Annotated in this window: 18 protein-coding genes and 5 pseudogenes; 13 read left to right on the top strand and 10 right to left on the bottom strand. The window is 55.0% G+C overall.

Features of this window, described 5'->3' with window-relative positions; translation table 11 throughout:
• From AC56LW_RS23035 to AC56LW_RS23015, 5 genes and pseudogenes are all read right to left on the bottom strand, one after another.
• Window positions 1-305 (bottom strand): annotated as a pseudogene (locus AC56LW_RS23035) (hypothetical protein); the annotation flags it as partial.
• A 1,459-nt stretch (window positions 306-1,764) separates the two neighbouring features.
• Window positions 1,765-2,174 (bottom strand): annotated as a pseudogene (locus tag AC56LW_RS23030) (transposase); the annotation flags it as partial.
• A 233-nt stretch (window positions 2,175-2,407) separates the two neighbouring features.
• The gene (locus tag AC56LW_RS23025) at window positions 2,408-2,836 is read right to left on the bottom strand and encodes a type II toxin-antitoxin system VapC family toxin (protein ID WP_499560832.1); all 429 of its coding nucleotides are present in this window, start codon (window positions 2,834-2,836) and stop codon (window positions 2,408-2,410) included.
• Window positions 2,833-3,087, bottom strand: coding sequence for a type II toxin-antitoxin system Phd/YefM family antitoxin (locus AC56LW_RS23020; RefSeq protein ID WP_499560833.1), 255 nt, complete (start codon window positions 3,085-3,087; stop codon window positions 2,833-2,835). The genes AC56LW_RS23025 and AC56LW_RS23020 overlap by 4 nt, the downstream gene beginning before the upstream one ends.
• A 522-nt stretch (window positions 3,088-3,609) precedes the next feature.
• Window positions 3,610-3,776, bottom strand: a pseudogene (locus AC56LW_RS23015) (IS6 family transposase); the annotation flags it as partial.
• 253 nt (window positions 3,777-4,029) lie between these two features.
• Between AC56LW_RS23015 and AC56LW_RS23010 the strand changes: the two are divergent.
• Both AC56LW_RS23010 and AC56LW_RS23005 read left to right on the top strand, forming a co-directional pair.
• Window positions 4,030-4,170, top strand: coding sequence for a hypothetical protein (locus tag AC56LW_RS23010; protein WP_499638004.1), 141 nt, complete (start codon window positions 4,030-4,032; stop codon window positions 4,168-4,170).
• Between the two features lie 169 nt (window positions 4,171-4,339).
• Window positions 4,340-4,567: a hypothetical protein gene (locus AC56LW_RS23005; RefSeq protein WP_499560837.1), complete on the top strand. Its 228-nt coding sequence runs from the start codon at window positions 4,340-4,342 to the stop codon at window positions 4,565-4,567.
• Window positions 4,568-4,809: 242 nt separating this feature from the next.
• Here the strand turns inward: AC56LW_RS23005 and AC56LW_RS23000 are convergent, their stop codons facing one another.
• Window positions 4,810-5,433 carry a hypothetical protein gene (locus AC56LW_RS23000; RefSeq protein WP_499638001.1) on the bottom strand — a complete coding sequence of 208 codons (624 nt, stop codon included), beginning with the start codon at window positions 5,431-5,433 and terminating at the stop codon, window positions 4,810-4,812.
• Between the two features lie 257 nt (window positions 5,434-5,690).
• On the opposite strand from AC56LW_RS23000, the pseudogene AC56LW_RS22995 reads away from it, so the two are divergent.
• From AC56LW_RS22995 to AC56LW_RS22985, 3 genes and pseudogenes are all read left to right on the top strand, one after another.
• A pseudogene (locus tag AC56LW_RS22995) lies at window positions 5,691-6,867 on the top strand (IS3 family transposase).
• 70 nt (window positions 6,868-6,937) lie between these two features.
• On the top strand, window positions 6,938-7,153 hold the full coding sequence (locus AC56LW_RS22990; protein WP_499560841.1) for a hypothetical protein: 216 nt from the start codon (window positions 6,938-6,940) through the stop codon (window positions 7,151-7,153).
• Between the two features lie 639 nt (window positions 7,154-7,792).
• Window positions 7,793-8,422: a hypothetical protein gene (locus AC56LW_RS22985; protein WP_499637998.1), complete on the top strand. Its 630-nt coding sequence runs from the start codon at window positions 7,793-7,795 to the stop codon at window positions 8,420-8,422.
• A gap of 49 nt (window positions 8,423-8,471) precedes the next feature.
• On the opposite strand, the gene AC56LW_RS22980 is transcribed toward AC56LW_RS22985, so the two are convergent.
• Window positions 8,472-8,696, bottom strand: coding sequence for a YcbK family protein (locus AC56LW_RS22980; protein ID WP_499638019.1), 225 nt, complete (start codon window positions 8,694-8,696; stop codon window positions 8,472-8,474).
• 147 nt (window positions 8,697-8,843) lie between these two features.
• On the bottom strand, window positions 8,844-9,251 hold the full coding sequence (locus AC56LW_RS22975; RefSeq protein ID WP_499560847.1) for a thioredoxin fold domain-containing protein: 408 nt from the start codon (window positions 9,249-9,251) through the stop codon (window positions 8,844-8,846).
• Between the two features lie 68 nt (window positions 9,252-9,319).
• On the opposite strand from AC56LW_RS22975, the gene AC56LW_RS22970 reads away from it, so the two are divergent.
• A complete protein-coding gene (locus tag AC56LW_RS22970; RefSeq protein WP_499560849.1) occupies window positions 9,320-9,499 on the top strand; it encodes a hypothetical protein in 180 nt (59 codons plus the stop codon).
• 350 nt (window positions 9,500-9,849) lie between these two features.
• Here the strand turns inward: AC56LW_RS22970 and AC56LW_RS22965 are convergent.
• Window positions 9,850-10,132 (bottom strand): annotated as a pseudogene (locus AC56LW_RS22965) (IS21 family transposase); the annotation flags it as partial.
• A 289-nt stretch (window positions 10,133-10,421) separates the two neighbouring features.
• Here AC56LW_RS22965 and AC56LW_RS22960 point away from each other — a divergent pair.
• Genes AC56LW_RS22960 through AC56LW_RS22950 form a run of 3 tightly spaced genes read left to right on the top strand, consistent with a single transcriptional unit; the run spans window position 10,422 to window position 13,586 of the window.
• Window positions 10,422-11,186: a glycosyltransferase family 2 protein gene (locus AC56LW_RS22960; RefSeq protein WP_499637995.1), complete on the top strand. Its 765-nt coding sequence runs from the start codon at window positions 10,422-10,424 to the stop codon at window positions 11,184-11,186.
• The gene (locus tag AC56LW_RS22955; RefSeq protein WP_499637993.1) at window positions 11,183-11,854 is read left to right on the top strand and encodes a TVP38/TMEM64 family protein; all 672 of its coding nucleotides are present in this window, start codon (window positions 11,183-11,185) and stop codon (window positions 11,852-11,854) included. Before AC56LW_RS22960 ends, AC56LW_RS22955 begins: the two co-directional genes overlap by 4 nt.
• Window positions 11,855-11,858: 4 nt before the next feature.
• Complete coding sequence (locus tag AC56LW_RS22950; protein ID WP_499637990.1) at window positions 11,859-13,586, top strand: ArnT family glycosyltransferase; 1,728 nt, start codon at window positions 11,859-11,861, stop codon at window positions 13,584-13,586.
• 172 nt (window positions 13,587-13,758) lie between these two features.
• Here the strand turns inward: AC56LW_RS22950 and AC56LW_RS22945 are convergent, their stop codons facing one another.
• A complete protein-coding gene (locus tag AC56LW_RS22945; protein WP_499638016.1) occupies window positions 13,759-14,448 on the bottom strand; it encodes a response regulator transcription factor in 690 nt (229 codons plus the stop codon).
• A gap of 1,161 nt (window positions 14,449-15,609) precedes the next feature.
• Here AC56LW_RS22945 and AC56LW_RS22940 point away from each other — a divergent pair.
• The 4 genes from AC56LW_RS22940 (at window position 15,610) to gmtY (ending at window position 20,573) form a co-directional block, all read left to right on the top strand.
• On the top strand, window positions 15,610-17,250 hold the full coding sequence (locus tag AC56LW_RS22940; RefSeq protein WP_499637987.1) for a phosphoethanolamine transferase: 1,641 nt from the start codon (window positions 15,610-15,612) through the stop codon (window positions 17,248-17,250).
• 1 nt (window position 17,251) lies between these two features.
• Window positions 17,252-17,971, top strand: coding sequence for a phosphatase PAP2 family protein (locus AC56LW_RS22935; RefSeq protein ID WP_499637984.1), 720 nt, complete (start codon window positions 17,252-17,254; stop codon window positions 17,969-17,971).
• Window positions 17,968-18,438, top strand: a complete 471-nt coding sequence (locus AC56LW_RS22930; protein ID WP_499637981.1) for a hypothetical protein — start codon at window positions 17,968-17,970, stop codon at window positions 18,436-18,438. Before AC56LW_RS22935 ends, AC56LW_RS22930 begins: the two co-directional genes overlap by 4 nt.
• A gap of 734 nt (window positions 18,439-19,172) precedes the next feature.
• Entirely contained in the window at window positions 19,173-20,573 is a 1,401-nt protein-coding gene (gene gmtY / locus AC56LW_RS22925; RefSeq protein WP_499637978.1) for a gamma-mobile-trio recombinase GmtY, read from the top strand.
• Window positions 20,574-20,581 lie beyond the last annotated feature (8 nt).

The following is a 20,581-nucleotide window of genomic DNA, read 5'->3' as shown; positions in this document are numbered from 1 at the left end:
ACGGCGCAAACAAAGCACGCAGCACAAGCGCTGCATGACCCGTGCTTGAACGATTTGGACGTATCGTTATTTCGGTCGTCTGAGGACGCCATTTCTGGGCAATCTTCCTCATCACCTGACTGCTGGTCCATCACGGCATCGTGTGAACTTGCCGATGCGTCACCGTGGTCCATCAAGGTGGCTGCGACCATAGTCATACCCTGATGACCAGAACTGCACGCGCGCAGCATATTTGCCGCAAATGCCTGGAAGGGCATCACGGCAATCAGCAGCCACAGCAGATAGGTTTTCAGGGTGCGATTCATTGGTTGAGAGTGTAGCACGGACGTCTATGTCGTCAAGACGACCTGAATCGAACGATACAGGTTCCCACAAGGGGAAGGTCAAGAAAAGTCGTAGACTCCCCGAAAAAATGCATACATTCTGCTACAGGCCAACCAAAGTTGTCATAAGTGCAAACAAAGTAATAGTGTTAAGCAACATCATGTTGCGCTTGCACTTAATTGCAACTTCTCCCCACTCCCCGACTAATGAACCTCTTCCGCCTTTTGCTTTCAATGCTGCTTCTTGTGTCCGCAAACGCGGGTGCCCAGGATGCAAAACTCAGCCAAAACTATCGCTTCTGCGAAGCTGGCTATTCGAACTGTGACGCATCCCTCCTGAGCGCGTCACAGCTCGAGCAAGTGCACCGAGCCACACTAAAGCGAAATTTCCGGGCTTGCGACAGCGGGTGAGCACTTCATTTAGCATCCGTCTTGATGGAGATACTGACTTAACGTTACCGAGCGACGTCCGCTAACACGACGCTACGTTTTTACACAGCCTAGGTCGGTTTCAGTCAGTCCAATTAGCGACTGCGGCCTCGCGGTCAGCGTATGGGTAGTGGCATTTTTGCTGCGCGCGTCGTGGCATTTTTGCTTCAACGGACGGCTGCAAACAAGGAGGTTCATAGACATTTGGACATTGAAAAATTGCATCCTAGCAGGTACGGCATCTTAGAAATACGTGAATTTCCACAATGCCGAACTTCCGCTTTTGGCCGAACTCGGCCGTTCGCGTCAGCTTAGCAGGTTGCCGGGCTGGAAAAGTCACCGCCTGTCTCGACAGGCCGGTACCGACCCAAAGCCGACATCCGGTCTTGAAGCTAAGTCATTTGAGCACGTTTCACTGTTTCAGGTTTTAGTGTGTGAAATAATAAAACGCGCGTCCAACTGTTTCGCCAACTTTGACTGCCAAATTTAGCACTACAACGATGATTGTGGCGTGGACCAGCACGCGGCCGGACAGCGGGAGTGTCTTGTAATACAGCGTTGCTTCTTGAACGATCTTGTTCACAACTAGGCTTTCCTAAAGAGTGGAAAATGGCGTAACAGCCAATAAGACTGACACAGGTATTTCATCTTTGCAACATACAGGATCAAGGCTGTGGGTCGGGGCTGCGAGAGGCCGGTACCGACCCAAACCGGACGTTGATAGAAGACAGCCGTTGTGACAGGCGACAAGGGCAAGGCAATATGCTAAAAGTTAGAATTTCGCTAAAGCACGACTCAAGTCCAGCTGCAGCAGTACCCAATTCGCATGGATGCACGCGAAGCAGGAAAGCATCGGGTCTAGCTCGTCAAGATAGTCGGCGCTGGGAATGGCGTGGCAAGCACCATAACCAGATTGCATGTTAATACCTTGAACGGCGTCTACTCGGCCCACGCCGACTTCGCGGGCCTATTCCAGCGTGTTCGCTTTAATACCCTTCTGCGACATGACGTTTGCCACGACCGTATCAGAGAACAGATCCAGCTGCTGGCACAGCGCGACAAACTGCGACACACATTGCGGATCGCTTTTCCATTATCTTTGGGGAAGTTCGCGATCGTCTTAAAGTCGGGCGCCAAGCGTTGCGTCAACCACATCAGCTCGACATTGCGCTGCGCTTCGCGCTCGAGCCGACGGCTCGACTGGATGCGGTTGAGGTAGCCATAGATGTAGAGCTTAAGGAGCACGGCTGGATGGTAAGCCGGCCGGCCCGTCTTTGCTGGTTGCACCCGCGTGAAGCCCAGGAAGGCAAGGTCAAGCTCATCCACGAATACATCAACTACCCGCACCGGATTATCCTCGGTCACGTAGTCGTCCAAGAGTTCGGGCAACAGCGTGCCTTGGTCACGGTCTTCGCCTTCGATAAAGCGCTTCGTTGAGCATCCGTCTTGATGAGATACTGGCTCAACGCGTACCGAGCCACGTCCGTTTACACGACGCTACGTCTTTACACAGCCTGGACCGAAAGCGGAAGTTTCTGGTAACTCGTCTGCCTCGGTCTCTTGTGTCAAACATTATTGTTCGTGTCCGAGTTATTGTCCGTCCACGGTTTTCCGTAATCCCTAAAGTTTCGGTTTAACCGCCGAACGTTTTTCGATCACTGCGATACCTGCCACGGATCAATGAGGGATACCCCCGTTGGCACAAAATCAGCGGTGTTGCGGGTAACCACCGTCATTCCATGCACAAGGGCGGTTGCAGCGATGAGCGCATCGCGCTCGCTACGCTTGTCGGGTACATGCAGCCGGGCGCAGCGTTGCGCCACGGCGGTATCAACAGGCAGCGTACGTCTAGCGAATTCGGGCAATACCTGCTGTTCGAGCCAAGAACGCAACATGGCCCCTTGGGTGGCATCCTTTCTCTCAATCGACAGAACGCCGAACTCCAGTTCCATAATGGTGATAGCGGACACAAACAGGTCAGCGGCGTCAACGCTCTCTGCCCATGCCGTTACGTTCATATTGGCCTTGCCAAGCCGCACTTTGCGGAGTTCGGAAACCACGTTTGTATCGAGAACAAACATCATGAGAAATCAGGCGCCCGTGTTCCGATGGTCACACGCGGAGGCTCAAAATCGATGTCAGCGATACCCGGCATAGCCAGCGCATCAGCAATGTTGCGCCGCTGCTTTGTAAGTCGCTGATAGTCCTCAAAGCTCATCAGTACATGGGCAGGCCGGCCCCGATCTGTGATGAACACCGGTCCATTGGTTGCGGCCCGTTTAGCCTCGCTCGCTCCTTGATTGAACTCGCGGCTGGATATGGTGGTAATGGTCATGGCAACCTCTCTTGTGCTTGCTTTATGTAGTTATGTTACTACATGTCGCAAGTGAGTACAAGCGGAATGGACAAATCCCCAGTGTGGTCACAGAACCCCCGCGTAGTGTTCTCCTTGCCTATCTCATTTGTGCTGAAAGCTGTCGAGCTACCGCTTCATATCCCTCATGCGGGTAGCACGGCCAGCCTACTGGCATGCAGGAGCCCGGCCGCCTGTCGACATCAACAAAATTAGCGTGACGATTTGCAAGTTGCCGATTAGCTAGTCCAGGCCGCGCCGGTGCCACGCGCGTTGACGAGTGCAGCCTTCCATCAGCTGGCCAACATGCCACCGGCGTTGACCTTGTTCGCCAACATCGACAACTGACAGACGCGCCAAGCCTACCAGAATGATTTCGAGGAATTCATGCGCTACGCCGGCATCACTGATCCCCCAGCGTTTCGCGATGTGGCGCTTGCGCACGTGCTGGCCTGGATCTGCGCGATCTCATCGGTGCCACCATCCGTCGCAAGCTGGCAGCCCTGGCAAGAAGCGGATTGCGGATCTGTTAATCGTCGAATGGTCAACCGACACGCACGTTCTTCCATCATCTCCTTAAGGTGCCGGTAACTCAGCGGATAAGCGGCGTCCCAGCGGATGAAGACCAGAATCACGTCTATCGGAAAGCGCATATCTTTGAACTTGAGCATGTGGGTCGTTGTAGATTGGGGCAGTACAGTTTGCCCGACCGGCCGCCGTGTCCGCTAATGCGACGGAACCCCAGCGCCGCTCGATCCCCTTTTGCTGTCATAGCTAACAACCTTCATCGACTAAGCGAATGTTGACTTGCGAGATGAAATTCACGCTTTATTATAGATAAGTCGGCTAAATGTCGGCAGGCCTATTTTCAACAAACTCGGAAGAATAATAATGGAATTTATAACTGCAATTATGGATTTATCCTTGGCTCAAATCTTCGTCGCAGGCGCTACCCTGCTCATTATCTTTGGCGACAATTCGGCTGTCATCGAAGAAGAAGAAGATGGCAACAGCGATTACGAGAACGCGAGCTGGAACCCTTCTAGCGTCAATTACAATGAGTGATCTATGCTTGCTGTTTGATACGCCTAGAATTAATGCTCTCGTGAAAATCAGGCAATGCCCTGCATTCCTGGTCCATAATTATTCGCAAGAGCGAAATTCGAAGCTGCACTAGGATCCATGACCTCGATCGGTCCCATGGCTTAATACTTTATATGGATTGGAGGTAAAAATGTCCCTTATTTCTCGATTGAAACGCATCGGGCGGCTGGCGATCGCGCTTTTTAGAGGATTCTTCACTTGGAAATCGACGATCGGCCCTAGCCCTCGTTTTGATCCTGTGCACACCACTTTGCTGACCCACTTGAAAAAAGTTGCACGCTACGACACAAACCTGTTTTTCGAGCCTTTTACTCTTGCAGTTAAAGAGTTCGAGAAAGAACGAGCGAAACCTTACTAGGAAATGCGCTGTTGACTGCCTAGTGGACAGCGCAAGATAAAGTAATTTTCCAATTGCGGCCCCCAATTGCTTCTGGATTGGGGGCTGTGGTTATATAAAGTTTTTTGGACGGGTGCTTGGCCCGGGTCTTGAAAGAAGCTACTGCATCGCGTAAGATCCCCAATCCGCGAACTGGGCAGGACGTGCGTCCAGTATCACTGTCTTCACCCTTCTAAATCGACGCTTAAGGTCATCTACTACTTCTACCAGACACGTTGCGCCCAACTCTTTTGCCGTACTTCGCGGCGCTCCCACCGCCATACAAAAGCCAAATCACTTTGGTCGATGACTTGAGATGAATCCTCGTGCTCGTCAAGAAAAGATTGGACCTGTAAAACATCATCATCTGCCATCGAATCGGGGGCAAATATCAGGTCGTCTTTGTCTCCTGTCGGTGTTTCCTTGACCCGATCGAAGACATATACCATCCCGCATGCAGCAGCGTCATGCTGGCTAGCGCCTGCCAGAGTCAACTTAGACATCCATTCATACGCTGTCACCGCACACGCAACCTCGTCATATTTAGCGACGCGGATTTCCACTGAATACTCGTAGTAGGTGATCACATGGGTAGGGAGCTGGTGCCCGAACCCACTGTACGACTTCGCTTCTACCAATGAAAACTGCGCGACCTTCGGCGGCCTGATAAAAAACGAGAGCAGCGTTCGATCTGCTAAGGTCCGTGTCATTGTCTCCATAAGCACCATGGACACTTTCTCTACACGGTCTGGGTGCGCCATTGTTTCGCCCCAGGTTTCCCACGAGTCAGCGCTTACCTCGGCAAACGCCTGCTCTAAAGAGGGAGGTTCGTGGCGATCAATTGCCACTTCCCGTGCAAGCGGTGCGACTGCCGCAGTACAGAATCGTTACGAAGCATCGAGGCATTCACTTCTGTGCGACCGTTGACATCAGAGCGTAGCGTTTGGAATTCACTGAACTTCATTTTGAAATCTCTAAGGTCGGGAAGTGAAGGAGTCCGGACGCCAGTCTGCGCTCCGAGCTAATCACGAGCGGCGACGTTTGTAGTGGTCTAATGTCCCCGGACACTTCGATAGGTGGATAATTCACCTTCGAAGGAGTTTACATGACCAGGCAGCGCCGCAATTTTGACCCCAGCTTCAAGCTCGAGGTCGTCCGTATGATTACAAAACAAGGCCTCAGTATCTCGCACGTCAGCCAGACAATGGATATCGGCGTGACGGCGATCCGTCGCTGGATGTAGCAGTACGAGGCCGAGCAAAAAGGCCAGCCCGGCATCGGCAAACCATTGACGGCTGAGCAGCAAGGCATTCGCCAGCTGGAGCAGGAAAACCAGCAGCTTCGTAGTGATGTGGATGTGTTAAAAAAGGCATCGGCCTTCTTTGCACGCGAGCTCAAGTGAGCTACCGACTCATCGACGAGCTGCAAATGAAGGCCGTTCCTATCGCACAAACCTGTCGCCTGCTCGGCGTAAGCCGGGGCGGATTCTACTAAGCGAAGCACCGTACTGCCAAGCCGGTTCTTTGCAAAGCGAGCGTGCATCTGCGTGCCGCGTTCATGAGCAGTGGTCAGAGCTACGGTAGCCGCCGGCTTGTCACGGCGCTGGCCAGTAGCGGCCTCCAGGTCGGCCGTTACAAAGTGCGCCGCATGATGCAACAGGCCGGCCTGAAGCCAGTATGGAAGCGTAAGTTCGTGCACACGACTAACAGCAAGCATGCACTGCCAATTGCATCGAATGTGCTTGCCCGGCAATTCAACCCGGCGGCGCCGAACGTGGCTTACGCCTTGGATAACACGTACATTCGGACCGGCGCCGGCTGGCTTTATTTGGCTGTCGTGCTCGACCTGTTCTCGCGCAGAGTTGTGGGCTGGGCGATGGCGCCGAGCATGCCGGCGACCCTGGTCTGCGATGCTCTGCGCATGGCAATCCACGCGCGTCGCCCAGCAGCCGGACTGTCGTCCATTCCGACCGCGGCAGCCAGTACGCGAGCGACCAGTACCAAGCCCTGCTCGACGAACATGGCTTCGTCTGCAGCATGAGCCGCAAGGGCAACTGCTGGGATAACGCTGTTGCTGAGCGCTTCTTCCTGAACCTGAACATGGAACGTGTCTGGCAACGCAATTACGCGAACCATGCAGAGGCCAAGCTCGACGTGGCCAATTACGTCGCCGGCTTCTACAGCTGCGAGCGCCTGCATTCTGTATTGGGCAATCTGCCGCCCAGCGTCTATGAACGCACAATGGCAGAGAAAGGACCTCTCACCGTGTCCGAAATTACTTGACCACTACAGCCTGGAAGATCTTGCACGCCCTTACGAACTGCCCGAGGCTACTCCAGCGGCGACTTGCACGATGCGGATCATTTCGGATGAGGCCGACTTACTTTTCGACGCCCTTATCACCGCCGACCGCGCACTGTACAAGCTCATGCACAGTCCCATGGCCGAAGTAGCAGAGGAAAACATGGGCCCGTTCCTACGTTCGTTCACCATACTGCGCAAGGAAGTGTTCGGCTTTCAGGGCGACAAGCGCCAGCCCTCGCTAGGCTCGACTGACACCGGCGATTAAGCTGAGTGGCGTCTGGTTGCGTGGCCAATGCTTACTCGAGCGCTGTCAACGATGGACACGGTGTCCATCACTCTAATCGGCTAAGTTTTTGATTCCATTCAAAACACGTACCCCTGTCAAGCAATTTCGGGGTCGAGTTTTAGCTGCTCGCGCAGTTTCATCGCTTGCCAAACTTCATTGGCGCTGTACCTACTCGTATATCAATCAGGAGCGCCTTCATGCACAACATGGATTAGCTGGAAGCCGACTTCACCGCAACGATCAATCCTGACGTCCTCAAAGACGCCAAGAAGGCCGCCGGCGCCGGCTCCAGGGAGCTCTGGAAACTACCAGTGGAACAACTGCGGATTATTGGAGGCTTCAATATCCGCGTCCACAATGACGCATACCAAGCCAAGATCGACGAATACGCCGAATCGCTCTTCTAAGAAGGCTGGATCCCTCACAAACCGATGTCGGGCACCGTCCAGTGGGACGAAGCTTCGGACAAGACCTAATCTACATTTTCGATGGACATACCCGGCTCCTGGCGATTCCGATCGCAAACGCCCGCAGGGTGGCGGCAGCCCTGCCTCCGATCACTGAAGTAACTGTGATCGTGATCCCATCGAAGAAGGAGAAAGGCAAGAGCCTATTGACATGGAAGACCTGACAGTTGCCATGGTTCAGGGCAATAAGAGCAATCCACACTCAGCCTATGAGTACGCTATCGCGTGCAAACGGCCGGCCGATAAAGGCAGGCCAAATAGTGAGATCGCGCGTCGCTTGGCGTTGTCCGGTGAATGGGGCAAAAGTCTCCTGCTGCTGATGGCGGCCCCAAAGGAGCTGCGCGGTCGGGTGGCCAATGATGCTTTGACAGTCACGCTCGCGGTTCAGCTGTTGAAAGAGCATGGCAGCGAAGAGGCCGCAGAGATGATTGAGGAAGCGGAATCCGAGAAGGAGGCCCAAGGCAAGCCGGTCAAGCTTACCCGCAAGAACATTAAGCCCAACAACCCGTTCACGAAGGAGGTCAAACGTTCGGCGCCAGCGATGTATGACGCGCTTGCGAACGTCAAGAAGGACCCGGCTTTCGCGAAACTGAACGCGGCCAGCCGCGAAAAGCTGCTGGAAATCATGGTGACGCTGGAGAAGGCGAAGGACGACGGCGCGGTCGACCATTCGAAGCAGACGACCATCTTCGACGCAGCGGCTGCTCACGACCCAGCAAAAAATTGCTGCCTAATTTTTGTTGGGCCCGAAGCGACGGTGGCCCTTACCTATGACAGGTAAGGGCCACTTTGCTTTTTTATCCACAATAACTGTGGATATCTTTTTGTTCTCAGCCTACCCAGCTCCTGATGCGCCCTCGGTCCAGGTGCGTAAAACCTTTTGATGGATAGTACCGCACCCCTCCCCCTGCCAGGTATCGACCGAACCTGCTCAGGGCGGCAGGGCTGACCCCTTCGATCCGTAGGGCCAATGCCGCAGCCTGCATATGGAGACTGTTGCGCTTCCCACCTTCCCTTGCGTTCGTCTTTGGACGAACCCCACGGGGCGTTGTCAGCGCATTGCTGACTTAGAAATGCGGCTGGCAATCTCGACGGACGAAAGCATTCCAGTAGAGACGTGCCCATCTTTGTACACAATGCTCGGGGTCGTAGTCAATTCCAAACGCCGCGCCAGCAGCAGATTTTTTTCCAAGGCAGTGTCATCACATTTCGCAAAGCTTGATGGTCTGCCTGCCGCGATTTCCTTCCACTCCTTCACTCGATCGGCCGCACACCGCACACCGGACGTTCACGGCCAAGCGGCGGCTTGACTCGGTGGTGCCAGGAAGCATGTGCCTGTACACGGTGACGTTGTCGAGCTGATCCAGTTCATGCTCGATCTGCCGGCAGAATGGACACTCAGTGCTCAGGAAAACGTGTATAGCTCGCGATCCGTTGCCCAGGGTGGTCTTGAATGTGGCATCGGTCGTGATTGCGCTCAACGCCGACGCATCGAGCTGCGTTTCCGTTGCCGGGCTCAAAAGTAAGTTGACACAGAAGGTTGCGGCAACCAGGACTCCAACACGAGCGGCCAGCTTCTTCACGTTGCTCGGTTTGTTGGCTTGCGCCATGAAGTTTGAGGGTTACTATAGACATATAGATCGTACTTTACCGAACAGCATTTCTGGAGCACTAAGTGATGGAATTTTTTAACACTCTCATGAATACCAACCCGATCCACATCCTTCTGGCTGTGGGCGTACTCTTCATTATGTGCAACGGCAGTTCGAGCAGTAGCGTTGAAGACGATGAAGCCATCGACGATAGCGATTACCAGAACGCGAGCTGGAACCCAAGCAGCGTTAATTACAATGGCTGATCCGCGTCCTCTAACGGGGACGTCGCGAATACGCACTGGCGCTTTCCTGGTAATCGAAAAAAAGCCCGAGCGAATGTTATTACCCCCACTTATAGATACATAGTTGAGACATTAACGCTACCGGGACATGCGCAACAACCCTTACACCCCTCATGCAGGGGTGTTTTTTCGTGCACTCTTTTGCCATATTTCCCCATAATTCGACATGGCATGCAACCTCATGTAAACCTAAATGATGGCTGATTAAGCGGTTGACGTAATTGTGTTCGTTTGCTCGATGAATTAACCCACTGGGTTTGACCCTTCTTCCACTGTCTGGCAAATGCTGCCACGCGGTCGTAAGATCCCTAAATTCCCAGCTCTTTCAGGTCCGCGTGGATCTGCTTCAAACTACGGCGCTGCTTACGCGGCTTGCTCGTCTCGGCATTGAGCCATCCTGATCACTGCATGGAATGCTTGTCTAGCCCGCTCGCTATACGGCGTTCCGCATAGGTGGGCTCGGTGGTTTCCGGACGCAAATAGCGCCGGACGGTGTTACGTAAGATGCCCAGCCTTTCTGGTGATCTGCCGCAGTGGAATCTGGCCACGAATGTGCCAGCGTCGAATTGTGCCTAGTAGGGCCACGTTGATCACTCCGTTCTCCAGCCGACAAGCCAGGTCGAATTACGCTATTCGCGTGGGTCAGATCCAGTTGCGAATTGCTGGGGAAAGTAGGTCAAATTTCGGTGCAGCAACATCGATCCGGCTCAATGCTAGCAATGCCAGTGCGGTCGTTAGTCACACAAGCTGGTGCTCTTCGTATGATTTAACATAATTTTAACGACACTAGTGCAGAATGCTGCGATGGTAAATATAAGATCAATTCATTCTTACCCTAATCGACTCTTGACCTAAAAATTTTCTCCATAGACGATCAAATAACATGTGTGATGAAACAAACCACAAGCAAGCATTGCTGATCTCAGTTTTAATTCCAGCGAAGAATGAAGCTGGCAACATCGGGGTCCTGGTGAACGAGATTCATCGCGCCCTCGCCGGTCGTTTTCCCCATGAAGTAGTACTGGTCGACGACGGAAGCACCGACGACACCGGTGCTGTATTCTTGCAACATTGCCAGCAATTAAGCACGCCTGCGAGGCTGATTCGCCACGCGCACAGTGCTGGGCAGAGCACAGCGCTGTGGACCGGCGCGCGTTACGCTGCCGGGCGTTTTCTTGTCACGATGGACGGTGACGGTCAAAACGACCCAGCTGACATCCCTGCATTGGTGGCAAAGGCGCTGATATTGGAAGGGAAGCACCGGCATTTCTGCATTGCTGGCTTTCGCAAGAACCGGCGTGACACGCGCTGGAAAATAATTCAGTCCCGCATCGCCAATGCCGTGCGTCGCCTTATACTCGACGACGGCGTTCCGGATACTGGCTGCGGCCTCAAACTGGTACCGCGCGAAACTTGGCTAGGCCTGCCCTATTTTGACCACATGCATCGGTTTGTGCCGGCGATGGTCAAGCGCCTAGGCGGCGCGATTGCGGTAGTGCCGGTACACCATCGGCACCGTATCGCTGGTGTATCGAAATACACTGCATGGAACCGGTTGTGGGTCGGCATCGTCGACATGTGGGGAGTGAGCTGGCTAATCCGGCGCAGCAAGCTGCCGCTGATCGAACGCATGGAAGTGCGACAGTGAAAACCGAACTAAAACTACTGTTCAAGCCGCTGGTTCTGACCTGCCTGCTAACGCTGGGCTTTGCCTCGCTCCATTTCCATTGGTGGGGATCATTCTCCGAAATGGACTTACTGAACCGGTTGTTCGAGCGACATTGGGCGGTCGCCTGGCCTATCTTCGTGATCACCGGCGTCGTCTATACTGCACTCGGCGGCCCGCGCCAGCTGCTTGCCTTTAGTTCCGGTTACCTGTTGGGAGGCTTAGTAGGTGCGCTGCTGAGCACCACGCTCACGGGATTCGGCGCGCTGCTCGCGATCTACTGGGTGCGAAATATCGGCATGGAGCGCATGCTCAAACGCCACGGCGAACATGTCGTTTTCATCCGCCGGCTACTAGCGCAAGACACTTGGCTATGGATTTGCACGGTGCGCCTGATGCCAATCGGCAGCAACTTGGCAACCAATATTGCAGTGGCCTTGGCTAGGCTGAGCATACCGGCAGTGTTCTGGGGCAGCCTTTTAGGCTACCTTCCGCAAATGCTGCTGTTCAGTTTTGTCGGCGCAGGCCTTGCTGTGCAGGACGAGCAGCAGCTCTGGATCAGCCTGTTAATGCTGGTGCTGTCCACGGCGCTCGTACTCTATCTCTACCATCATGGCTTCAAGCAGCGGCTACAAGAAATTCGAGGATAAACGCATGCAAGTCCCATCCAATCTTAGTGCTAGGCAAGACACAAGCTGGTGGCCGTGGATCGCTGCCCTACTGGTTGTAGTTCTGTTCGCCGGAATTGGGCTGCGCGACCCCTGGCCTGCCGACGAGCCGCGCTTTGCGCAAGTTGCCCGCGAAATGGTGGAATCGGGCCAGTGGTTGTTCCCCACACGCGGGGGCGAGTTTTATCCAGATAAGCCGCCGGTTTTCATGTGGCTGATCGCGATCTTCTATCAACTTACCGGACAGCTGAAAATCGCCTTTCTAGTGCCTAGTGCGTTAGCGGGGCTGGGCACACTGTGGTTGGTATTCGACCTGGGCCGACGTTTGTGGGGAGAAAAGGTCGGACGTTCGGCAGTGCTTGCCCTCGCGTTCACGCCGCAGTTCCTGCTACAGGCCAAGGGCGCGCAAATCGACGCAATGGTCTGCTTCTGGATCACGCTCGGATGCTACGGACTGCTCCGTCATTTCCAGCTCGGTCCGGCCTGGGGCTGGTATGCCGCCAGCTGGGTGGCGATGGCACTAGGTATCGTGACGAAGGGCGTTGGTTTCCTACCGGTGCTGATGCTGATACCGCTGGCGATCTGGCGCATCCCCGTCACTGTGTCAGGGCAGCGGGCTTGGTGTAGGCGCGCATGGTGGGGGCCAGCCTTATTGCTGGGCACTTTGGCACTTTGGCTAGTCCCAATGTGGATGGCAGTCGAACGCATCCAGAGTCCGGAACTACTGGCCTACCGCGACAACATTCTGCTCAGGCAAACAGCTGAACGCTATGCAAACGCTTGGCATCACATCAAGCCTTGGCACTACTACTTGACGATTGCGGCGCCGAGCATGTGGTTTCCGCTGGCCGTGCTCTTCCTGCTGCAGCTGAGCAGCATCAGGAGGCTTTGGCCGTCCAGCGCTGCACTGCGCGTAATGCTGAGCTGGGTTGCGCTAGTATTGCTCTTCTTTTCCATCAGCCCCGGCAAGCGCGAGGTATACATCCTTCCCGCGCTGCCGATGTTCGCTTTGGCGCTAGCCTACGTATGGGAACAGGTACCCGCAGAAGGGCGTCGCACGGCGACTGTTCTGTTGCGTGCGGCGCTCGCGCTCATGGGGCTGCTCGTAATCCTCATCGCGACTGTCGCGCTTTTTGCTCCAGAGCATCTGCCTTCCCGGGCGGATGACTATGCTGACGCCGTCGCGGTACTAGCACCGGGCTTGTTAGTACTTGGACTAGCGGTGTTCGGCAGTGTCTGGCTGTTGCGCAAACGTCCATTGTTCGAACAGCTCGCCCTGGCCAGCATGCTGGCCTGGCTGTTCGTCTCTTTCTGGCTATGGCCCATCCTGAATACACACCGGACACCGCGTACAATCATGCAGGAACTCGAACGGCGCGTTGCCCCTGAAACGGAAGTGGGCATGCTCGAGTTCAAGGAACAGTTCCTGTTGTTCGCAGAACGGCCTCTGGTCCATTTCAGCTATCTGGCGCCTGTGCCGGAGCAGGAATGGAACGCCTGGCGCTGGATGCGCGATGATCCGACGCGCGTGCTGTTACTCTCTGACGACCTAGCGTTACGCTGCTTCGACGTTACGAAGAAACGTGTTATCGGCGAAGCCCATCGGCGAAGCTGGGTGCTACTGGACAACTTGTCGGTACATAAGAGTTGCGATGCGGCTGCCGATCGGCCTCCCTACCGATACGTACCGGTGAAGAAAGATATCCTCCACTGACTCGATACCAAATGACGAGCACCATCTGCTCGTCACCGGCACCGGTACACGTTGTTTTCTCAGAGAGACTCTCCAGGGTCTGAGAAATGCAGTACATTCGTATCGAAGCCCTGCTTCTAGCGATGTCACGCAACATATCGATGGCATTGCGATAACTAGCCTGCTTAACCAGTCAGCCTAGCGCATCGGGAAGAACAAGCCTGTAGCCGACGCCGGGAACAGTATGGACCATGGGGAAAGCAAAAGGTTTGTCCAGCGCTTGTCGTAGCGTGTGGATGTGCTTACGCAAGGCATCGCTGTCAGGGCGGTTATCGCCCCAGATAGCGTGCTCAAGAAATTCGCGTAGCACGATTCTCGGAGCAGCACTCATCAGGCAGCGTAGCAAGACATAGCCTATCTTGGTGAGCACGATTTTCTTGCCATCTCGAGAAGCGTCGAGCATATCTGGATCGAAGACCAGTCCGCTAAAGCGCAACTCGCGGTTGAACGTAACAGAACCGCTGGCACGACGCACTAATGCTCTTAGCCGAACTTCAAGCTCTACTAAGGAATAAGGCTTGGCTAGGTAGTCGTCTGCACCACTGTCAAAGCCTGCAACCTTGTCGAGCAGACTGTCACGCGCCGTTAGCATCAAGACCGGTGTCGATGCACGGAGCTCGGAACGCAGCTTCCTGCACAGGTCAAGGCCGTTTAACCCGGGAAGCATAACGTCCAAAATGATGACGTCATACAGGTTTTCCGAAGCGAGGGCGAGCCCGCCGTAGCCATTACGGGCAGAATCGACCGTGTACCCTTTTGGTTCCAGAAAGCTATACAAATTTAAGAGGATATCGGGATTGTCTTCTACGATCAGGATAAGCATTGGTGCATTGTAAGACGAAAAGTCGTGGTCTAGCATGTCCGGCCAGGCGAATAGACTGCCGGCATGGATGAGGATCGCTAACTCGTTGATCAATAAATGATCGGCCCGCACGCCAAGTTCTACCATCATCTCTTCGATGTGCCGATGAGAAAAGGGTGGGACGAATACCAATGGGTGCAGATCAAGATGACATCCATCGAAAGATCATCTCTAAGAACTGAGCATATCGATTTGTACTCTGTTTGGGCACCTCAGTTTACCTGATTGGTCCAGCGGTATTCTCGACTGAAACAAAATCCTCTGATCACGCGGGCCACAGCTGCCGAGCGCTGGATCAAATTTCGCACTTGGCTGGCAACTACGGCGAAACCGCAGGCCTGCTCGCCGTCCTAGGCTGCTTAGACAGCAGCATTCAGGGCTAGAATTTGGTCTGGGGGTGAAGCGGTCAATAACGTAAACGATATCCTGTAAACGGCGCGCCGATTCGGTGATAGCACCATGGCATTGACCGCTTCGGACAACACCGCGCAGCGACGGGGCAGCGACCACATTAGTAGAAGAGCCGCAGTTTCGACGTTTGAAAACGAGATCGAAACTGGGCATTAATTGTGCCACTAAAAATCCTGATTTGCCTAGATACTTTACTGATCATCTCATCCCTATGGGAGCAATAATTTATTCATGGCGGTGGTTATTGCCTGTAATGAAATTCCCCACTTCGTTCTAAATCCTCGCCGTACCCCGCGGTTGTGGTTCAGGTGCAGCTGCCAAGGCTGTGCCGGCCGCTTTTTTACATGGCCAATCCCATCCACCACAAGAAATCAGTACTTACCTTGGGAACTGGTAGAAGTTCATATACTAAATGAACATAAACAAGGCGAATGTCCATACATTCAAAGGAGCTCGATCGACGGAGCACCGCCAATCCCGGCTAAAGATTTTAGTCTGCACCGACTGAGAGTTCCGCTTGCCAAACACATCTGCGAGTAATTGGACGCGTCGAGGGTGCACGAAACCCGGTCATTTGGGGTAGTGCCCTGACGATTGCTTTCCTGTGCCTTTCACGCCAACCTAACGTCGCTTTGACAGTGACTTGATGCCGTCCATTCTATCCTTGGCGCACTGCAGTGTACTCCGCTGCACCGATGATAAGAAGGTGACATGGATAAATTGTTTGCTAGACGTATCGATGCGTCGCTGCTCGTGTTGATCGTAGCGCTGTTACTAGCAAGCCTCGGCAACCTAACGTTCTGGGCCGTGTTAGCCCGCGCTGCCGGTGGTGTCTCGCTGGCCAGCCTTCCAATGCTGGTGGGCACGTTCCTAATCGTGGCCCTGTTCTTTAACGCCTGCTTAACACTGGTTAGCTTCCGCTATGTCGCTAAGCCGGTGCTGATCGCCCTCGTGGTGGTGGCGTCCGCGACAGGCCACTTCATTGCGACCTACGGTATCGTGATCGATAAAGCGATGATCCAGAACGTCTTTGAAACCGATACCCGCGAAGCGGCTGAGCTGATTAGCTGGCAGATGGCAACTAGGATCGGCTTGCTCGGCATGCTGCCATCGCTGTTAATTGCCCGCTCCAACATCCAGTTCCCCACCGGCTTGAGAGGACTGCTCAAGCGTAGCAGCACTGTCGGAGGCTCGCTTCTTTTGGCGTTCCTACTACTGGTACTGCTGTTCAAGAGTTTAGCACCGACGTTGCATGAGCACCGTGAATTACGCTTTCTGCTCACACCTACCAACTTCATCCAAGCTACAGTTGGCTATTTGCGCAACCGTTGGGCAATCCCAGTCGTGGTCGCGCCCCTCGGTCGCGACGCTGTCAAGGGTACCGCATGGGCTGGTCATCACCGAAAGACCTTGACCGTAATCGTCGTCGGCGAAACCGCACGGGCGGCAAATTTCTCGCTCAACGGTTATAGTCGCGACACAAACCCGTTGCTGGCGCGTCAGAGCGCGTTGATCAACTTCTCGCGCGTTAGCTCTTGCGGAACCGCGACGGCTGTATCGGTGCCTTGCGTGTTTTCAGTCTTAAGTCGAAATGACTACACCCAGTCGAAGGGAGCGAGCCAAGAAGGATTGCTCGACGTCTTGTCGCACGCCGGCTTCGCCGTACTATGGCGGGACAATAATTCGGGCTGCAAGGGTGTGTGCGACCGCGTCGGCTACGAGGACCTGTCCAGACCCGACGGCAAAAGTCCCTACTGCGGTGGCGACGAGTGCTACGATGAGCGACTGCTCGACGGCTTGCCGGATTTATTCAAAAAAAGCAGCAAGGACCTCGTCGTGATTTTGCATCAGAAGGGCAGCCACGGTCCGGCCTATGCCAGTCGCTACCCACGTGGCTTCGGCCGTTTCGGGCCCGTGTGCACGGGCAATGACTTCGAAAAATGTTCGCGCGAATCGATCCAGGCTGCCTACAACAACACCATCTTGTACACCGACTATTTCCTCAACAAAACCATCGAGGCGCTGCGCGCGATGGCCGACGGACAAGACGCCGATACGGCGATGCTATACTTTTCCGATCATGGCGAATCGCTCGGCGAGAACAATGTATACCTACACGGTACGCCCTACATGTTCGCACCGCGTGAGCAGACTGAGGTGCCGATGATGTTGTGGATGTCGGAAGGTTTCAGCGAGCGCTTCCGTATCGACCGGCGTTGCATGGCTGCGCGAAGTAGCGAACCGCTCTCGCATGACAATGTGTTTCACTCCGTGCTTGGGATGCTTGACGTGAACACGGCGGTGTTAAATCCCCGTCTGGACATGTTCCATGCCTGCATCCGGGGAGTCTAAGATGCGGGTCGAAGCTGCCTTGAGTTCGGCGCTGCTGCCACCGCGTACCATTCGGCACCTATCTGTCATGCTGGCGGCCGGCGCGCTGGCGATCCTGTGGCTCGGGTGGTTCACCGATATCGACCTGATGCTGGGCGATGCCGTGTTCGACGTGCCTAGCCGCGCATTTCCATGGCGCGACACGTGGCTGACCGTCACGCTCAATCACGTCATCCTGAAATGGCTGCTGATTCTGCTTGCAGTGTGCGTCGTCGGCTATGCAGGCATCGACGCCTGCCGACCCTATGCCGGTCTAAGCGACATCGGCCGCCTGCAGCTTCGCATCGTCGCGCTCTCGGCCATCCTGGTGCCGGTCGTGACCAGCACATTGAAACAGATCAGCTCATCTCATTGCCCTTGGGATCTACAACGCTATGGCGGCGCGCATCCCTACGTGCGCCTATTCGGAGCGTTCTCGGCTCACACGGCGCCTGGCCAGTGCCTTCCTGCAGGGCATGCCTCGAGCGCACTCTGGCTTCTGGCGTTCGCCGTGTGGTGGCTACCAGCGCGCCCGAGGGATGCACGCCGCGCTGCATTGCTGGCGATCGCGTTCGGCGGCATGGTAGGCTATTTGCAACAGATGCGCGGTGCCCATTTCATGACGCATACGCTTTGGTCGATCTGGATCGCATGCGTCATTGTTCTTGCGCTGATCGTAATGTTGCAGAATGCAGAACCATGAGCATGCACCGAACAAGGCTCGACCCTCCCGGCAATGGTCTGTCGCGCGCCGACCGTATGTACTTGCGAGGTGTGGTCTTCAGGATAGCAAGGAGATATCCGCCAGATTGGCTTGAGCGACGCGGCTCGCAACTCTATTGCGTAACGACCATTGCAAGTCTTGCGTTGACTTATCTGATTGGTACATTCTGGTCGCCGTGGTGGACCTACTTAATACCCGTCGTGTTTCCACTATTCCTCAGCATTCTCCTAGTCTGGCTGTTCGACCGTGAACCAGGCCGGCCACGCTGGGCCCATCCGCTCGCTATCGTCAACAACGACGATGCGGCGCTAATTTGTCAAATGATTGAAGCGACGGACGGCCAGCTCAAGACCAAACTTTCTAAATATTGTCCAGTAAACAACGGCGCAAGACTGTTTGCAATATGGCAGGTGTTGCAATATGCCGAGTTCGACGAAACTCGATAGCTATTTGAGCATTCGGGTCGAGTCGTGGAAGACGACTGCATGCAGTCGCTGTATAAATATTGTGCACAGATGAAGGTAATTAAGTGCGTTTGACTGAAGGATTACCACAGAAACGCGTTTCGCCGTGGCTTCAACCGATCAATTCTCATCGCCTGACCTACGCTCATAGAACAGATCGCCAAAGGCAGAAGCGCCAATAGGACGGGTCTCACCGTTCTCCACACCCGGCCATTCCGACAGTAGTGCGTTGAAGTGGAGTAGAGATGCTTCAACAAATAGGTCGTTCCAAGTCAGTGGGTTCATAAAGGAAGGTTAGGAAGTGCGGAGTTTGAGCAAGGTCCGCTTTTGGCAGGTTGGGGAAGTTCGTCAAGATCAGTGTACGTCTCATGTTGCTATGTTGGCGAGTTAGCGTGGTTTTGTTAGACGCCTTAAGTTTTCCCTGGGAAATATTTGTGTTAAAGTAATATCTGATTAATTGTCTGCGATGACACCAGCACTGTTCTAACCTAGGAAAAGGGGCAGTGAGGGGGACACCTGACTTACAGCACATTGCTCCTGCTCTAATAGACTGCCTTACGCCCGCAACTCGAACTCGGGCGATCATTAAGCCGGGCAAATCCCTTCAAATTGTTTGCTCTCACAAGGAGATTCGCGTTGGCACGTCCATTCCTGGCGGATTCAGTCCGCTTACACCAATCTAAAGTTCTCATACTGTTCCGCACGATAGGCAGCTGATGTTCGTTACCGTCCGAAGCAAAGTATTCACGGATACGACTGGAGTACCAACAGAGATACCAGCGCTGCTGACGCCCGCTGGCCTATTAGAGCCCTTGCTCGACTACTTCCTGTATCGCAGTCACAACCGTAGCTTGGCCTGGATGTCGAAAGTGACTCGTTCGGTCCGGATGTTCCTCGAATACCTCCAATCGAACCCATCTGAGGGCGACACCTATCGTCTGTTCCAGAACTTCGCTCAGCGGCTTTATACGGGCACCTTCGACCGCTCAACTGGACTGGACTCCAGCGGCCTGTGCTGGATGCCACGCTCGCCGGAGGATGCCTCACACATCATCACCCAGTTGACGGACTTCTTCGACTGGCTCGGAGAAATGCGACCTGAAGCTAAACGAGTCAACCCCCGCTACACAGGCGGTGCCTTCGACCGGCAGACCGACGAGGCCGCCTATCAGTTCCGGCGCAACAAGGCCTTCCTCGGGCACACTTGGGCTGCAAACTCATCCCCCGCCGAAACCGGCCACCGTGTCAGGGGGCAGCGCCTGCCAAAAGTAGAGAAAGGCGAGCCGCCGGCCTTCCCAGAAGAACGCTTCGAGGAACTGCTTGCCAAGGGGTTCAGAGCGGCAGAACGACAGGACTACCGCGGCATGCTCATCACGTTACTGCTCCACGGGGCGGGCTTCCGCGAGTCGGAGCCCTTCCACCTCTACATCTCCGACGTGTTCCCGGACCCTCCCAATCCGCGCCAGGCTAAGGTACTCATCCATCACCCAAGCCACGGTGCAGCCCCCGCCGACTGGCGCGATGAAAGGGGCAAGCCGCGCAAGGGCAACCGGGCGGCATACCTCGCCCAGCAGTTCGGCCTAGTGCCCCGCACTGAAGTGATGGCCCGGCGCCACGCCGGCTGGAAGGGCGGCATGCACGATGCGCCGTACTACAAGCAGGCGTACTGGTTCTTGCCCGAGTATGGCGAGTGGTTCCTTCATCTGTGGCACCGCTACCTGGAACAGGTCGCACGTGTCGAGCGTGACCATCCGTTCGCCTTCATCAATCTGAGCCGCGAGCCCGTGGGCGCGATGTACCAGCTGGCCAAATACAACAAGGCGCATGCCGCCGCTTGCGAGCGTATTGGCCTCTCCGTAGGCAAGGCACTGGGAACGACTCCTCATGGCCATCGTCACGCCTACGGCCGCCGGCTACGCAGTGCCGGCGTTGACAACCCAGACATCCGTCGCTTCATGCACCACGCCTCCGAGGAGAGCCAGAAGGTCTACACGCAGCCGACCACTCGCGAGGCCCTGGCTGCCCTTGAAGCGGCAGCGCAGCGACTGCGAGACAGGCAGGCCGGCACGGAGTCCGTGCTTGGCCGACTGATGCAGGGCATCGAACTCAACAAGTAAAGAATCCG

The sequence above is a fragment of the Telluria sp. LT2P80 genome (assembly GCF_059685955.1).
This window is presented reverse-complemented; position numbering and strand designations above follow the sequence as displayed.